Below are 17,269 nucleotides of genomic sequence, written 5' to 3' on the forward strand. Positions count from 1 at the left end.
ATTTCTCACGTCGAGGAATCAGGTTTTTTTTGCTGCTTTGACTTAAGGACAGCTCTTACCTTGAGTTTATCCACAGAAGCAGCCACGTTTGCGAGCGCCAGTTCAATGCTAATGTTTGGCTGTCCTTGTATTTCCAGTAGTGCATTGCTGTATAGTTTCTCACCAATGATGTGACGCACAATGGTGTGGAGTTTGCCATGATCATGCGCTAGCTGTTGATGCAATTCAAGCGCAAGTTTAATTTCTTCCGACGCCAATCCTTCGGCTGTTTTTTCCAGCGTTGCAGCCACAGCATTCGCTTTCGCATCCTTTATCCAGTCGTTGATAGATAGGAGCCCATGATCGAGAAATGTTACGTTTATCTTTTGAATCAGGAATTCGAAACCAAAGACTCCTATGAAGGTATACCAAATCCACAACGGCCCTTTTAACGCGATGCTATTTGGATCTTTTGTTAAGATATTGTTTTCGATTATGCTTTGTGCGACCAGCGTGGTCACAACGTTGCCAACGGAAAAAATGAAAAAGAACAGCGCGAAGTGGAACGTGTAGTAACTTTGAAACGTGGTGATCTTTGAATCACGGGCTATCTTGGCCAACGATAAAATAAGGGACAACACGAGGGAAAAAATGATTGAGATATGACCATCGCTCATCTTGCAAATTCTGCTTGCCTTTCGGCGTCGAGTCCTACTTTTGTAGGGTAGTATTTGTCGATGATAGAGAAATCAGAATAGCGGGCACCTTGTCTTTGAATAAGGCCTCTTTGCTCCAGTTCTCTCAGGATCATTTTGATTTCAGTCGTCTCAATCCCGATCTCTTGCAACTGATAGAATGACAACAGGCGATAGCTTAAGATTTTCCGAAAAATCTTTTTCACCATCGGCTCTTTCAGGTAGTCTAAAATTCTGCTATCCATTTTGTTGAGCAACTATTATACGACGAACCTAGCACTTTTTGCCTGAGATTTCAAGCAAATAAGTATCCCTTTCAAAGGCGGTCCAGATTTCAATAAATTCGTTGGCTATCGAGTCATAAGCGTTTGGTAAATTGCATTTACGGAAGGTATTGCACTCCTATTTCGCTTGCTTTTCCATAAGCCCTTCGTTTAATTTTTGAAACACCAGGGAAAGAATATGAATAAAGATCGTTTTACTGGGCAGAATTTTAACATGAAACACATCGCCATTCGCATACGCGGCAAAGTGCAAGGTGTGTTCTATCGTGCCTCCACCGAACAGCAGGCCCGGACGCTGGGCGTGAACGGCTTTGTGCGCAACGAGGCCGACGGCAGTGTGTATGTTGAGGCGGAGGGCGAGGAGCAGGCCGTTGATGCGCTGGCGTTGTGGTGCAGGCAGGGGCCGCCACGTGCAACTGTGGAGCAGGTCGACATAACAGAAATAGCACCGCGCAACTTTACAGATTTCGTGCAGCGCCGGTAACACATTTATCTTCCCATTCCTTTATCTTTCAGCATGGATGTAAAGGCTAAATTTTTAGGAGGAGCGAAAAGCGTTACCGGCTCGCGTCACCTCATCGACATCGGGGGAACCTATATTCTGCTTGACTGTGGATTGTTTCAGGGGTTAAAGGAACTGCGACTGCGCAACTGGGATCATTTTCCCGTGGATCCGAAAAAAATTCACGCCGTGGTGATTAGTCACGCACACATCGATCACACGGGCTATCTCCCGAAGCTGGTGAAGGATGGCTACGACGGCCCCATCTATTGCACGCCTCCCACAGCTGATCTGATGCAGATCATGTTGCTCGATTCGGCCAGGCTGCAACACGAAGAAGCCAACTATGCCCGCAAGAAGGGCTACTCTAAACATGCCGAACCCACAGGTCTGTATGACGAGGACGATGCCAAAAAAACCTTCACGCTCTTCAAGACATTCGACTACAAACAAAAATTCAGAATTCACGATCGCGTGGAAGTTGTCTATCAGGACGCGGGTCATTTGTTGGGTTCGGCCATCACGGAGATATTTATACAAGGCGATACGCAAACCAAAAAGATCGTTTTCTCCGGTGACCTCGGCCGCTATCAACAGGCCATGTTGCGTCCGCCCGAATCGATCGCACAGGCCGATGTGTTGTTTGTTGAATCGACCTATGGAACAAAAGACAGTCCCTACGAAGACCCCGAAGTGGAACTGACGCGCGTGGTGAACGAAGCCTTTGCGCGCGGCGGTGTGCTGATCATTCCCGCGTTTGCCGTGGGGCGCACACAAGGTTTGCTTTATTATTTCCGCAAGCTCATGAAGGACGACAAGATTCCCGATGTGCCGGTGTATATCGACAGCCCGATGGCCATTTCAACCACCTACCTGTTCTATAAACATCCGAACTATCACAAAGTGGAATCGTCGCGCGACGAGCTGGCCCATGCGTTGGAAACCAACATGCTGGTGTTTGTGAAATCGCCCGAACATTCGAAATCGCTCAATGAATTGAGAAGCAATGCCATCATCATTTCATCGAGCGGCATGATGACCGGTGGCCGCATTCTGCACCATATGTTTAACCGGCTGCGCAACCCGCAAGACACATTCCTCATTGCCGGCTATCAGGCCGAAGGCACACGGGGTCGCAATCTGCAAGACAACGCACAAACTATACGCATTTTTGGTGAAGACGTTCCCGTACGATGCAAGATCGAACACATTTCGTCCATGTCGGGCCATGCCGACCGGGCTGAGCTTTTCACATGGATGCGTGGCTTCACCGAAAAGCCAAAGCTCACGCTATGCGTGCACGGCGAAGGAGAAGCACAGGAACAATATGCCCAGGCCATTCGCGACACCTTGCACTGGAATGTGACGGTGCCCAAATACTTGCAGGAAATCGAATTGTTTAAGGGAATCTAAGCGACGCTTTTCTTGATGATCCCTTTGTGGGGATCGATTTTCACCTCAAAGAATTTGGTGATGAAAATGCTCAACCGCATGCCGGCCATCTGAGGCGTGTAGTCTTCGGGATAAAACACGGTGAGCTCCAGCACGGCACGGGTAAAATTGTCGTGCTTGCAAAATTCTTTCACCCAACGCTTGAACATGGCTGTCCATTCTTCCGTGTATTTTCTTGCGTCGTCGTTGCCATCGAACAAAAACTCCAGTTGGTTGTCGCTGTAATATTTGAAACGGAACAAGCCGGCCAGGTTCAGGTAGAACTCGTGCAGGTGTTCGTATTGGGCCGCCTTATGCGATTGAATTTTTTGCGAGGTGTCGTCTTTCAGGCCCAGCGGGTTGCAACGGAGGAGGTATTCCACCTTCACAAAGTCGACCAAATAATTCAGGAGCGATTTTTCCAGGGAAAGCTGTACCTCTTCTAAGACGTAATTCTTGTCGCGTGGGAAGAACTTTCGAAGCACAGTGGGGTAAGTAAGGAGTTTTGCAAAAGTAAAAAGAAAACTGAACACCGGGAAAGGCTTTGACGCAAAGAGTTCCCAAATCCCGAAATAATATTTCGGATTGTTACCCTGATCAGAAAATTATGCCCTCAAAAAATTCGATGCCGTTTTTTTACAGGGGCACGTTCACGTGACGCTCGGCGTGGTAGGATGAGCGAACCAACGGTCCCGACTCCACATAGCGCAGGCCGCGTTTCAATCCTTCTTCTTTATACATCTCGAACATGTCGGGATGAATGAACTCGGCCACCTCGAGGTGCATTTTGGTGGGTTGCAGGTATTGGCCCAGGGTGAGGATGAGAAGGCCGTTTTCCACCAGGTCGTCCATGGCTTTGAAAACTTCTTCTTTGGTTTCGCCCAGTCCGAGCATGATGCCCGACTTGGTGCGCATGCCGGCTTCGCGGATGCGTTTGATCTGTTCGAGACTTCTTTCGTATTTGGCTTGCGGCCGCACCATGCGATAGAGCCGCCCCACAGTTTCCATATTGTGCGACACCACTTCCTGGCCGCCTTCAATCATGCGATACAAGGCTTCCCAGTTTCCTTTGGTGTCGGGAATCAGGGTTTCGATAGTGGTTTCGGGACTGATCTTTTTGGTTTCGGCCACGGTTTGATACCAGATTTCGGCACCGCGGTCTTTCAGTTCGTCGCGATTCACAGACGTGATCACGGCGTGTTTCACCTGCATCAGCTTGATGGCTTCGGCCACACGCTTGGGTTCTTCTGCGTCGTATTCGTTTGGCCGGCCCGTGGCCACGGCGCAAAACGTGCAGCTGCGGGTGCACACATTTCCCAGAATCATGAACGTGGCCGTGCCCGCTCCCCAGCATTCGCCCATGTTGGGGCAATTGCCGCTTTCGCAGATGGTGTGCAGTTTGTAGTTGTCTACCAGCTTGCGCACACGGGCGTAGTCGGGGCCAACAGGCAATTTCACGCGAAGCCAGTCCGGCTTGCGCTTGCGGGTTTGTTCTGCAGAAATGACGGGAAGCTCGATCATGATGGAATATTAAAAACCGGAAGGACCCTTGAAAAGTCCTTCCTTCAAACGCTCCTTACTTGCCGATAAGTTCCTTGTATTGTGCTGCGCTCAGCAAACCTTCGACGCCACTTTTCACTTCAATTTTAATCATCCATCCTTCGCCATAAGGATCTTCGTTCACCTTTTCAGGGGCAGCATCCAGGGCGGGGTTCAGTTCGATCACTTTGCCGCTCACGGGCATGTAGAGGTCGGAAACAGTTTTCACCGCTTCCACCGTTCCGAAAATTTCGTGTTCGGCAATTTCCTGGCCCACCGAAGTGATGTCGACATACACAATGTCACCCAACTCGCCTTGAGCAAAATCGGTGATGCCCACCGTGGCGGTATTTCCTTCAATTTTAACCCATTCGTGGTCTTTGGTGTACTTCAGTGAATCAGGAATATTCATGGTTTGCGTGGATTTTAGGTGCCAAAAATAGGTGAAAATTGGAAGATTGGGAAATGACAGGGCTGTTCGGAACGAAAGAAACGCTGGTTCTGGTTGGGCATTTATCCCCGGAAAAGTCCCGGGCTGGCTATTGCGCCAGGCTGAACCGGATCTGCACCCCAAACCTTGTGGTGGCCCGCCGATAGGAATTAGACACTTGCGGCTCGTTGATGGTGCGTTCGAAATAGGCCTGCACATTCAACTTCTGGTTCACCACATAGCTGATGTTGGGGCGAAGCTGAATGTTGATGTTGCCGTTGGTCACCACGTTAAGCTCGTCCACTTTGCGTTGTATCGTTTTTGAATCCGAAACGGTGGCGTTCAACCTGAAGGTCACGTCGTTTTTCAGCACAATGAGGCGACCTTCCGATTTGAAGGGCAGCTTCATGTTGTTTTTGGTGAAGCCCAATTCGAACGAGATGTCTTTGCTGACCAGCTCAGTGATTTGTGCATTGGATATGGTGAGCGACAAATCGCGTTTGGTTTTATACTGGAAGTTGGCCGTGACCCGACTCTTTGTGCGCACGTTCACCCCAAACAGCGGGGCGAATTGTTCGGAGATGAGCACCTGGCTAATGACATACACCGGCGTGTAGTTTCCCTCCGAATTCTTCGAACCAAAATAGGTGCGGTTATAGTCTTCAATGGGTTGATTAAGCACCAGCTTTCCGGGATCGTTAAACTCCAAAGAGTTGGAGTAGTTCATCACTGAGTAGCTTGACTGATAGCCATGCGAGATGGTGATGGACTGAAATGCGTTTTTGAAGAAGTTGATTTTGTTGAGGCCCGTGTAGTCGATGCGCCAGTTGGGCATCGGAATTTTCGGGAACGGCGACAAACTGATGGTCTTTGCATCCTTGCCCGAGTAGGCGGCAATGAACGCGGGGATCACCACATCCTGTGACGTGGAGTCGAACTCGGCGCCGCTGAATTGACGGAAACGATCCTTGATCTCGGCCAGGTTTTGTTCGAATTGATGGAACACTTCCGACTCCACACCGCCGTTGCTCTTGTTGAACGCCGTGCGAATGGTGTTGAACGATATGCGATAACTTCCGCCGCGGCTCGGGTTCAAATCAGAATAACCGCCGGTGCTGTCTTTCCGGAAGATGGATTGGAAACTGTTGGTCGTTTCTTTCTTGAAGTCAACTTGTATTTTCAAATCGGGCGATGGCTCGATGTTGGCGCGCAGGTTGATGCTCTGATTTTTCTGTTGTGTGAACGGCATCGTCAAACTCTTCTTGTCTGTAAGCCATCCGTTGTTGGCGGCCTTGAAGCGGATGTTGGGATCCTGGCTACCGAGAATGAAGCCCCAGCCCGGTGCGTTCCAATCCTGGTCCATACCAAAATATTTGGGTGTTTGCAGGAAGCCCGGCAAGATTGTCCCCTCAGAAAGTGTGTAGGTTCCATTGATGGAGCGCAACGACATGAGCAAACGGAAAAAACCTTTTGCAAGGCCCGGCATAGTCTTTTGCTTCACGGTGTCGGCCTTCGATGGCTTGGGAGGAACTTTGGGATTGGTGCGCGTGCTCACCTTGGGGGCTGCATTCAGTTCTTTCAGGAACTTGATTTTGTTATACAGCTTGATCATGTCGATACGACCCGTGAAATTTTGCTCGCGCTGGTTTTGGATCGTATTCTTGAAATCGAGAGAATCGGGAAGACCCACAACAATATCGGGCTGACCAACAACGGGACTGGGAAGGTCGGGGTCGTTGCGTGGGCCGGCGCGCCAGTTAAAGCTCACGTTGTAGCGATAGTCGGCACCCAGCCAATCCGTTGCCGGGATCTTGTCGAGCGGCACCGTATAGTTCGCCGTGAGGCTCTGGTCGAACAGTTTGGCCCGGCCCAGTTTCTTCAGGTTCTTTTTGATCTCCGCGCGCACCGAATCGCCTTCGCCATCGGGTTCGTCGATGATGGCATTCATACGCGAGTTGTAGTCGAACGACAAATTCTTCGACAGGTTCCAGCGCACGTTATACTGCCGGTTGAAGGTGAAATACTTCAGGTAGTTGGGTGCCGACACAAAACCGTCGTTGCGATACACATTTTTCCCAAACGACCGGTCCAGGTCAAGACGCACGCCGATGCTGCTGGGCATGAGGCTGAAGTTAAAATCTTTCACAACCTTCAGCCACGGCGAGTTCAACCCTGTCGAATTTTTGAACGGCTCGATGCCCGTGTTCTTGGGCGAAAACGTGTAGGCAATCGATCCTTTGTATTGCTTTTGAACAGACTCTTTGATAGTGAAATTGGAACGCATCGCTTCGCTATAGGAATAGCTGAACGCAAAGTTCTCGATATCCCATAGCCGTATCGGTGCATCTGCCCGGGTCTTCACCTTTCGCACGTTGATAAAGTTCAAACTTCGTCGTGTTTCCTGGTCGCGAATAAGTTTGAGATAGGCGTTTCGCTCGTCGTCGGTGTTAAACGATTTCAGTGCCGCGTCAATCTTCATGTCTGGGTTGGCCGGATCATAGTTGGGATTGATCGTGGTGTTCTGGAAACTGGCGAACATGGGAATTTTGATGCCCGTGTTTCCGGGCAGCAGTTTGTCAACATTCACGTTGGCCGATACGTCGTATGATGTGGTTTCGTCGCGGGTGCGTTCAAAAATTTTGGAGCTCACGTTGCCGAAGCCAAAGGTGGTGTGGCGGAACGCTCCCGTCACCGTGGCGAAGTCGGCCAGCTTGGCGCTGATGGTGGAACTCACGGCCCAGCCCGGCGTTCGGTTGAAGTCGGTCACGCGCAGTTCGTTGGCCCAGATACAGGCCGACAATGTTTTGCGGTCGGCAGTTTTGGGGTTGCGAATACCAATCATCAACACCTGCACGCTGCTCAGATCAGGTCGCCCAAAAATACGGATGAGATGTCGGTCTACTTGTTTTGGTCCTTCGCGTGGAAAGAGTTCTGTCAACGGAAACCCTTCGCGATCGCGTTGTGCTTTCAGCGCATAGAGTTCATCCAACGCAATGTCTATATCATTTTCGGAAGGCCAGATCTCGTTCGGGTCGGTCGACTCTACGGGGCGCGTGATCTTCAGGGGAATTTCAATTTCGTAGTAGTTCTGATCGAAGTCTGTTCCCATGCGGAGGAAAGCATGGAGGTCGCCGTCGTTGGCGGTGCTGTTGGCGTGGAAATACATTTTCACACGGCCATAGTTGAACAAGTCTACCGAGGCGTTTTTATAAATGGCGCGCGAGTCGCCGTCGTTCAATCCTTCCACACATACCTGCACCGATTGTTCGTTGAGCTGGCGTGGCACCGACGATGTGTTGTCGCGGTCGCGCACCACACCGGGAGGAATAACGTAGCCCGATTTGTTTTCGGACGCGGCGGCATTCTCTTCCAGGTTCACCACGTTCACGGTGAAGTTGTTGGGATCAAGCTCAGGGTCGGGCTTCAGATCGCCCTCCAAAAGGTTGTCGGTATATCTTCTCCAACGGCTGCCCACCATGCGGAAGTTGGCAAAACGCAACACCACCGGATCTTTGAAACCGGTCAGCAACATGCGGGCATACTTGATGGACTTGAACCCATCGATGTTCCCGAATTTTTCTTCAAACTGACGCACCGGAATTCTGAACAAATACCAGGTAACACGTTCAGGCGAATTTTGTGACGTGGCAGGATCGGTCTGTATCGCATCCACGATGTATTCTTTTCCGATGCCCAATCCGCCCGGCTTCAAATCCATGTCATACTGATAGTACTCTTCCAATTCGCTCAGCGTGTTGTCGGCGTTGAGATCTTCGTTGTCTGGAATGGTACTGCCCGAGGGCGTCACAGCGTCGGCACCGGTGATGACGGGCGAGTTGCCGTCCTGACCGTTGATGTTTTTGTAACGCTCCAGGATTTGTGCGTTGGCGTCGTCAAGGTCGGAGCCCAGGAAATATTTAAAGTTATCGGCCGAGGGATCTTGTATCGCTTTGTCGCGCGCCGCGCCACTCAGTTGGTTGATGTAGTCCTGGAAGAACGTTGCCTCTGTCGCTGTTGACATACCATCCAACCCCACATCCTGGAAGGCACGGGCAGACGCATCGTTGTCGAACGCGTTGGTGAGGTATTGTTGGGTTGTTACATAGCCCCAGGCATTTTGTGACGCACCGCCGGCATTCGGGTTGCCGTCGCGGGGCAATCCATTTTCGAAAGCATGCTTGGAGTCGCGGGCCACGTCTTCCGAAATGCTTCCCAATTGAAACACAAGCTTGCCCCCGGTTCTGTTGGGCTGCGGCGTGGCGGTGATACCGTCGTCGATATATCCGTATTGAGAATTGATGAACGGATCGAGCAGCCAGAATTCTACATACTCGATGTTAGCTTTATCAAAATCCACCTCCGTGCGAATGGCATTGGTAATGGCTCCCCAATTGCTTTCGGGAGTGTTCAGAAAACCTTCGGATGTTTGAAGCGGATTGTAGTTGTAGGGGCCACGTTCGCGGGGGTAGTAGGCGACATCAAAAATCTGTTCATAGAAAATGCCCTGCGGAAGCTGACGCAGTGGGAATATTTCTTTCGGACCCACCGGGCGCACATAGTGGTTCTTGAGGTCGTTGTCGGTAATGTTTTTTGGTTTAAACTGTCCGACATCGCGATAGAGCTGATTGTCCACTTGATACCATGCAATCTTGGCGCGCTTGAAACCGGCTTCAATCATGTTAGGCTGACCGTTGCTGGGATCATAGGCCCAGTCGTCGGACTTGGGTACAGACGAGAGTTTCCATCCGGCAGGCGCCATGAGTGAGTAGGGCGTTGCCGTGTTCTCAAAGTCATCGATGTAGGCTGTGCCTTCGCCGTCGATAACATTCGAGGTGCCCGGCAATAACTGGGCAAACTCACCCGTCATGGTCACGGTCGATTGTTCCTTGGTTTGCAAAAACGGCAAGGCATCCACCATCTTGGTGAGCATGCGGCTTTTTTTGTTCACATTGAAATCGACTCCGTACTGCATGTTTCGCGCAGGCTCTGTTCCAATCTGGTTGCGGCTGATGAGGGGCCGCTCGTTGTAATACAGGAAAGTCGATCCCAGGTTTATGTCGTCCGTGAGGTGATAGTCGAAACGGGAACCAAGCAAGCTTCGTGTTTGAAACGCAAACGGGTCCGACTGCTCATACTTCACTTCGATGTTTTTTCCGGAGCTGAGAATAGATTCGTTGAGGATGGTGACTTTGCCAAACGTATAGTCCACCACATAGTCCGTTCCTTCATTCAGCGGAATGCCGCCGGCGTATAGCTTTACCGATCCTTGCGACACCCCGAAGCCGGGAATCAGAATTTCTTTCGATGACCCGGCGCTGTAAAGACCCTTCAGGTAGAATTTGTTTTTGGTGGCAAACAGTTCGGCGTCTGCTTTTGTGGTGTGATAGAGGGTGTCGAATGCGTATTTCTGAATGAGATAACTTTCGTTGCTTTCACCCCGGAAGGCTTCGCGCAGACCTTTACTGAACGGATGCAGGAACGGGAAAATGATCATCCCCGTGGTGGAATTGATAGTGACCCCTTCAATGTAGTCGAAGTTCCCGTCTTTCTGCGGGTCGTTCACCGGGTTGAGTTTGTCGAGGCCGAGAACTTCCACAAGCTGTCGCGTGCGCACACGTGTGCCCTCCTGCAGTTGGGGGTTGTCGATACCGCTTTTGTCGTCGCGATAGATGACGCGCAGCTGGAAGCCTTCGCGCACGAGTTGCGTCACGTTGAGGTTGTAGATGTTCTTCATCATCAGATCCCACGTAGGCAAGATGTTCTTGTTGTTGTCGCGCACGGCCACTTTGCGTGGACGGAGCAGTTTCAGGAACACCACTTCGTTGTCTTTCAAGCTGGCATAGTCATCCGAAAGTTCGCCGACGCGATAGGCGCGGCCGTTGTAGGTGTACTCATAGGCCACGGCAAGCGCTTCGTCGTTTTGAAGCTTGCGGGTCAGCGTGATATAGCCCAACTGTTGGTGAAAGGTGAATTCGGTAGGGGAAAGCTTGCGGGCGCCGGTAATTTTTTCGTAGTCGGTGCCGTTCACCATGCTTGTGAAAGGACCACCCGCACCCGACACGGCATCAATGATGCCATCTGCATCGCGTTGCAATCCTTTAACCCGGTCGAACAGAATGTTTGCTTTGTTGTCGTTTGCACGCACACTGGTGGGCGTCACTTGCGAGTTATAAATTCGCGTGGGCTCTGCCAAGTCCATAAAGGCCATCACGTTGCGCAGGGTCTGCGTGTCGTTGTTCCGGTTCAGGATGTATACTTCCACGCGGGTAATGTTCACGCCCGAGATAATCTGCGGCGGATTGCTGACCCAGGCTTCGTAGTTGTCGCGGAAAAATTGTCCGAGGAAAAAGTGGCGGTTCTCGTCGTAGTTGGAGGCAATGAACTCAAACGGCCGGCCCTGTCCGCTGTTGTTGTTGCCGCCCAGGTTGATGGATGCTGTCTTGCCGCGTTGCGTGGTGGCGATGGCGGTCACGTCGAGTTTTCCAAACTGCATTTTGGCTTTGATACCAAACAGGTTTTGGGCGCCCTGAATGAGCGTGTTGTTCAGGGGGAGGCTCACGTTTCCGATTTCCAGCTTTTGCAGGATGTCTTCCTTGAAGCCGGTATACTCCACCTTCATGTTGTTCTGAAAGTCGAACGAGTTGTTGTTGTCGAAGTTGGCGGTCACGGCCAGCTTCTCGCCCACTTTGCCCACCACACTCATGTTGATTTGCTGGTCGAATTCAAACCCGCCGTTGCGTTGCTGGCGTATGGGAATGTTGGGGTTGTTGAGGCGTTGAAACGCGGCGCCTAAGTCAAGGGTCACAAAGCCGCGGGGCACAAGCTCTACGTAGCTTCCGCCGAAGATGCGGTCGAGCACGGGGCTGATAAATATTTTGGGGATGAGGCTGCGGCCACTCACGGCGCTCTCGCCATCCTGGGCGCGGGCGCGTCCCTTCCAATAGCTTTTGAGAATCTGGCGGTCCTGATATTGCTTGAACTCCGAGAACGACATGCTCGACGCGGGCCGGTAGTTGAGGTCACCGATCTTTTCGTAGATGGTATAGTTCATGGCCGTGTCGATGTCCACATCCAGTTTCATCTGGTTGGGATCCTTCAGGTAGAGGGGCGACGCGGTGGTGGTATTTGAAAATGGATCGCCATAGCGGTCTGTGGCCCGATAAGTCGGGCGACGGCTAGGGGTGTAGGCATCTCTTTTGGTAGTGTCGGCAGGGTTTTGGCGCGTAGGCCTGACCTGGCCGAATCCCATATGAGAAACGAGCAAAAAACTCAGCCATGCTACAAACAACCGGCCAAGCGTAAGAGCAACCTGATGCTTCCGAGTAGAGACAGTCAAACGTACTATGCGTTTTTTAGGGCCTGCTTAACTAAATCTTCTAAGGTAATGGTATTTCCTGATTTTTTCAGGACGGTATCTACACTTTTCTCTGCCGCCGCCTTAGGCAGGCCGAGTGTGAGCAAAGCTGATAACGCCTCCTTCCGCAGGGTATTGTGAGGCCCCATTGAAATAGACGGCTGTGTTTCTTCCCAGCTTTCTTTCTTCAGTTTGTCTTTCAATTCAATGATGACCCGCAGCGCAGTTTTGCCGCCAATGCCTTTGATGGCCTGCAGGGCAGCGGCATCTTCGCGCACAATGGCCGTCTTCAACTCCGAACTGTTCATATACGACAACATGACAATGGCCGTGCTCGGCCCCACACCACTCACCGACACCAGTTGCTGAAAAAGTTTCTTCTCGGTTTCGCTGCTGAATCCAAACAACACATGCGCATCCTCGCGTATGTTGAGGTGCGTGTGCAACATGATATTCTCCTGGTCTTTGATTTCGGAAAACGTCTGAAGGGAGATGTGCAGCAGGTAGCCCACACCGTTCACGTCCATGATCACGTGGGTCGGGTCCTTGTGCACAAGTCTGCCTTTGAGGAAAGCGATCATTTTTTTTGACCGCTAAGTTAATCGAAAGAATAAATAATAGGTGCTCCCGGCAGACAAGAAGCACACAAATCCGGTAGGAATAGAATGCTATCTCCGCGCAAAACACAAACGGCGCGAAAAACCCCGGACACGTGATGCTGCGAAAATGCATCACGCCGTTGTTGTCGCGCCGCTATGTTTCGTAATGCTCAACCTGTGAGCCGTCCGGAAATTTCTATAAGTGTTTGTTCTGTTCGTGCAGCTGTGCATCCACCACGGCAATGGCCGCCATGTTCACAATTTCACGAATCGAACTTCCCAATTGCAACACGTGCACAGGTTTCTTCATGCCCAGCAGAATGGGGCCGATGGTTTCGGCGCCGCCAATTTCCATCAGCAACTTGTAGGCGATGTTGCCTGAAGCCAGGTTGGGGAATATAAGCGTGTTGGCACCTTCATTGGCCAACGCGCTGAACGGAAATGTTTCCTGCTGCAGGCCGGTGTTCAGGGCCACGTTGGCTTGCATGTCGCCTTCCACCACGAGGTCGGGATTTTTGAGCTTCGCGAGGCGCACGGCTTCTCTTGCCTTTTCGGGCACTTCGCCTTTCGAGCTTCCAAAGTTTGAATAGGATAGCATGGCCACGCGTGGTTCCATGTCGAAGAACTTCACGCCGTGTGCCGTCAGCTCGATGATCTCGGCGAGTTGTTGGGCGTTGGGGTCAACGTTCACGGTGGTGTCGGCAAAGAAGAATGTGCCGCGTTTCGTAAACATGATGTACATGCCCGCCACGCGGTTCACGCCTTCGGCCGTGCCAATAATTTGCAGCGATGGCAATATGGTTTTCGGATAGTCCTTTGTGAGACCGCTCACCAGGGCGTCGGCATCGCCGTGCTCCACCATCATGGCGGCGAAATAGTTTCGCTCGCGCATCAGGCGCTCGCAGTCGGTGTAGTTGAGGCCTTTGCGTTGACGCTTTTTGTAAAACTCGGCGGCATAACGCTTCACCATTTCTTCTTCCTCGCGGGGATAATAAACAGGGCAGTCGTTCAGGTCGAGCTTGTGTTCTTCGATGAGGCGTTGAATTTCAGTTTTGTTACCCAGCAAAATAGGATGTGCGATGCCTTCGTCTTTGAGGATCTGCGCCGCCTTCAATATTTTGGGATGGGTTGCTTCGGTGAACACCACGCGCTTTGGTTGCTTTTTGGCGCGGTCAATCACACGCGAGATCAGCTTCTGGTCGATGCCGATGCGTTTTTGCAAATCGTTGTAATAAGCTCCCCAGTCGGTGATGGCATTCTTGGCGATGCCCGAATCCATCGCGGCTTTTGCCACTGCGGGCGACACGGTGGTGATCAACCGTGTGTCGAGCGGTTTGGGAATGAGGTAGTCGCGACCGAAGCGAATCTGGTCGGCGCCATAGGCTTTCACCACCATGTCGGGCACCGGTTCTTTGGCCAGCGTTGCCAGTGCATGCACGGCGGCAAGTTTCATGGCCTCGTTGATTTCGGTTGCCCGCACATCGAGGGCGCCGCGGAAAATGTAAGGGAAACCCAGCACGTTGTTCACCTGGTTAGGGTGATCGGAACGACCCGTCGCCATAATGATGTCGTGACGGGTTTTCATGGCCAGCTCATAGTTGATCTCCGGATCGGGGTTGGCCAGGGCAAACACGATTGGATCTTTCGCCATAGCGTTCAGGTCGTCGGGTGTGATGGCGTCGGCTACCGACAACCCTACAAACACATCGGCGCCTTTCATGGCCTCCTGCAGTGAGTCAATTTTTTTGGTGGTGACAAATTGTTTTTTGATGTCGTCCAGGTTGGTGCGCGAGGTGTTCAGCACGCCCTTGCTGTCGCACATGATGATGTTTTCTTTCTTGGCACCCAACGCGATGTAGAGTTTTGTGCAACTCACAGCGGCCGCACCGGCACCGTTCACCACGATGGAGATGTCTTCCATTTTCTTGCCCACAATTTCCAGTGCGTTAAGCAACGCGGCTGCCGAGATGATGGCCGTGCCGTGCTGGTCATCGTGCATCACGGGGATGTTCATCTTCTCGCGCAATTCGGTTTCGATTTTGAAACACTCCGGTGCTTTAATGTCTTCGAGGTTGATGCCGCCAAACGTAGGCTCCAGCGACTTCACAATTTTGATAAAGGAATCGGGATCTTCTTCGTCGATCTCGATGTCGAACACATCGATGCCGGCGAACTTTTTGAACAATACGCCCTTGCCTTCCATCACAGGCTTGGAGGCTTCGGGTCCGATGTTGCCCAGGCCCAGCACCGCGGTGCCGTTGGAGATCACGGCTACCAGATTTCCTTTTGCTGTGTATTTATAAACATCTTCTTTGTTGGCCGCAATTTCGAGGCACGGCACCGCCACCCCCGGCGAGTAGGCTAGCGCAAGGTCCAGCTGCGTGCTGAGCGATTTTGTGGGCACGACTTCAATCTTTCCCGGCTGACCCTGCATGTGAAAATTCAGGGCGTCCTGCTTTCTGATCTTGATTGACATTGAGTGTTATGCTAAAGTTAAAGGGCCAAAGATAACAACCGGCGGCAAAAGATTGCAGATTTATGTTGCGGTATTGGTTTGGTAGATTTTTTTACCAATGCCCTTAAGCAACATTGGTTTTATAAATGGGTTTGCGGCAACAGCGAAAAATGTAACCGGATCCGTATTAAAATGCCAACAACAATCTCTAAATTTTTTTTACAAAGATGAAACCGGCATAGTGATGGTGTTCTATTTTATGCTGATCTTAATCGGACCATACGCTTGGTTTTAAATTGGTTTTATGGCGGCAGTATCCTGGCTAAAAGGCTATGTTCTCTATGCAGTGGTCTTCCTGGTGGCGTTGCTCATGCTCATAAACATGCTTCTCATCTATCGCAATAACCAGGTCATCACCTTCAACAAACAACAGCAGGAAGAAGCCGAGCGCATCAAGGTAAATGCCAGTGAAGTGATTCGCGCACTTCACCTTCTCGACATGGCTGTGCGCAGCTATGCCATCGTGGAAAAAGCCAGCTTTCTCGACGCCCGCGACACCGCCATCGCCGACATGAACAACGCGTTCAATGGATTGGAAAAAGCTCTTGCCGCACAACACTACAACCTCAACGAACTGTATGTTCTGAAAGACAGCGTGCACAAATATGTTGACGTGACCGGCGTGATGATGAAATATTTGCAACGCGGCCAACTTAACAAATTTTCCGAACTGCTCAACATCGACCCCGGCTTTCCCGTGTGGAAACAATGCAAAGCGTTCAATGATCGCATCGACGGATTTGAAGACAACATTTCGCGCCAGGCGCAAGGGCGTTATGAGCGTGCGCTCAAGAACATCTACCTGTTGCAGCTCTTGCTTTTTTTGTTCACCGTTCCGTTGCTGGCCTACACGGCCTATCAGGCAAATCGATCTATTATGGTGGCGGAGCAGCTTCGAAAATCGGAGATGACGCGCGCCACCATGCTGCTCGAACAAAACGCATTGCTCGAACGCACCGTGCACCAACGCACCGTAGAAATACTCACCCAAAACGAAGAGATCAGTGCGCAAAACGAAGAGATCGTTTCGCACAACGAACAGCTGCAGTTGCAACAACAGGAGATTGAGCGGCAACGCAACGTGCTGGCTGAGCAACACAATAAAGTGCAGCTGGCCAATCGCACCATCGAAGAAAAAAATGAGCTCATCCAACGGCACAACCGCGAGCTGGTGCTGGAGGTGACACGCCAAACGCAAGACCTCAAGCAAGCCAACCTCGAATTGATCGAGCACAACAGTCGCCTTGAACAATTTGCCTTCATCATTTCGCACAACCTGCGTGCGCCCATGGCCCGGCTGGTGGGCCTTTCGGAAGTGCTGAATTTTGCGAAAGATGATCAGGAAGTAGCGGAGGTGGTGAAACTGATGGTGCGCTCAACCTACGATCTTGATCAGGTCATCAAAGACCTGACGGTGATTCTGGGCGTGCAGAAAATGAATACGCAAATTCTGGCCGATGTGAACCTGCGCGTGTTGTTCGAAAAAGTGATGCAGTCGCTCGAAGAAGAAATCAAACAAACCCATGCCACCGTCACCACCGATTTTTCGTTGGCGCAAACGGTGCACTCCTTGCCGCCCTATCTCGAAAGTATTTTCTACAACCTGCTCAGCAATGCCATCAAATATCGCGACCCCAAACGAGCACCGGTCATCGACGTGCGCAGTCGCGAAGACGACGACTATGTTGTCATCGCCGTGCGCGACAACGGGTTGGGCATTGATCTCGGGAAGTATCAGGATAAACTATTTAATCTCTACAAGCGCTTTCACCACCACGTGGAGGGCAAAGGCATGGGCTTGTATCTGGTGAAAACCCAGGTGGCTGCCGTGAGCGGAAAAATTGAAGTGGAGAGCGTTGTGGGCGAGGGAACCACCTTCCGCGTTTTTCTGCGGCGCGATCATCCTTCCAAGAATACGACGTGGTGAAGCCTGTCGGCTAA

At 51.3% G+C, this 17,269-nt stretch carries 11 protein-coding genes; 3 read left to right on the forward strand and 8 right to left on the reverse strand.

Annotated features, from left to right (window positions below):
* Positions 1 to 5: 5 nt before the first annotated feature.
* Both JI741_RS13825 and JI741_RS13830 read right to left on the reverse strand, forming a co-directional pair.
* On the reverse strand, positions 6 to 656 hold the full coding sequence (locus tag JI741_RS13825; RefSeq protein ID WP_202010403.1) for a hypothetical protein: 651 nt from the start codon (positions 654 to 656) through the stop codon (positions 6 to 8).
* Positions 653 to 919, reverse strand: coding sequence for a hypothetical protein (locus tag JI741_RS13830; protein WP_202010405.1), 267 nt, complete (start codon positions 917 to 919; stop codon positions 653 to 655). Before JI741_RS13830 ends, JI741_RS13825 begins: the two co-directional genes overlap by 4 nt.
* A gap of 217 nt (positions 920 to 1,136) precedes the next feature.
* Here JI741_RS13830 and JI741_RS13835 point away from each other — a divergent pair, with 217 nt between their 5' ends.
* Together JI741_RS13835 and JI741_RS13840 are read left to right on the forward strand one after the other, a co-directional pair.
* A complete protein-coding gene (locus JI741_RS13835; RefSeq protein ID WP_236676060.1) occupies positions 1,137 to 1,442 on the forward strand; it encodes an acylphosphatase in 306 nt (101 codons plus the stop codon).
* A gap of 33 nt (positions 1,443 to 1,475) precedes the next feature.
* The gene (locus JI741_RS13840) at positions 1,476 to 2,873 is read left to right on the forward strand and encodes an MBL fold metallo-hydrolase RNA specificity domain-containing protein (protein WP_202010407.1); all 1,398 of its coding nucleotides are present in this window, start codon (positions 1,476 to 1,478) and stop codon (positions 2,871 to 2,873) included.
* Here the strand turns inward: JI741_RS13840 and JI741_RS13845 are convergent.
* The 6 genes from JI741_RS13845 to JI741_RS13870 all read right to left on the reverse strand — a co-directional run bounded on the left by JI741_RS13845 (position 2,870) and on the right by JI741_RS13870 (position 15,289).
* Positions 2,870 to 3,376: a hypothetical protein gene (locus JI741_RS13845; protein ID WP_202010410.1), complete on the reverse strand. Its 507-nt coding sequence runs from the start codon at positions 3,374 to 3,376 to the stop codon at positions 2,870 to 2,872. The two genes, JI741_RS13840 and JI741_RS13845, sit on opposite strands and share 4 nt — an antisense overlap.
* Before the next feature lie 151 nt (positions 3,377 to 3,527).
* Positions 3,528 to 4,412, reverse strand: coding sequence for a lipoyl synthase (gene lipA, locus JI741_RS13850; RefSeq protein ID WP_202010412.1), 885 nt, complete (start codon positions 4,410 to 4,412; stop codon positions 3,528 to 3,530).
* 55 nt (positions 4,413 to 4,467) lie between these two features.
* On the reverse strand, positions 4,468 to 4,842 hold the full coding sequence (gene gcvH, locus JI741_RS13855; protein ID WP_202010414.1) for a glycine cleavage system protein GcvH: 375 nt from the start codon (positions 4,840 to 4,842) through the stop codon (positions 4,468 to 4,470).
* Positions 4,843 to 4,969: 127 nt separating this feature from the next.
* Entirely contained in the window at positions 4,970 to 12,196 is a 7,227-nt protein-coding gene (gene sov / locus JI741_RS13860) for a T9SS outer membrane translocon Sov/SprA (RefSeq protein ID WP_236676061.1), read from the reverse strand.
* Between the two features lie 5 nt (positions 12,197 to 12,201).
* Complete coding sequence (ruvA, locus tag JI741_RS13865) at positions 12,202 to 12,795, reverse strand: Holliday junction branch migration protein RuvA (protein WP_202010416.1); 594 nt, start codon at positions 12,793 to 12,795, stop codon at positions 12,202 to 12,204.
* Between the two features lie 214 nt (positions 12,796 to 13,009).
* Positions 13,010 to 15,289, reverse strand: coding sequence for an NADP-dependent malic enzyme (locus JI741_RS13870; RefSeq protein WP_202010418.1), 2,280 nt, complete (start codon positions 15,287 to 15,289; stop codon positions 13,010 to 13,012).
* A 283-nt stretch (positions 15,290 to 15,572) separates the two neighbouring features.
* On the opposite strand from JI741_RS13870, the gene JI741_RS13875 reads away from it, so the two are divergent.
* Entirely contained in the window at positions 15,573 to 17,255 is a 1,683-nt protein-coding gene (locus JI741_RS13875; RefSeq protein ID WP_202010420.1) for a sensor histidine kinase, read from the forward strand.
* Positions 17,256 to 17,269 lie beyond the last annotated feature (14 nt).

Origin of the sequence: Chryseolinea lacunae, from assembly GCF_016735595.1 — a bacterium.
GTDB classification, from domain to species: Bacteria; Bacteroidota; Bacteroidia; order Cytophagales; family Cyclobacteriaceae; genus Chryseolinea; species Chryseolinea lacunae.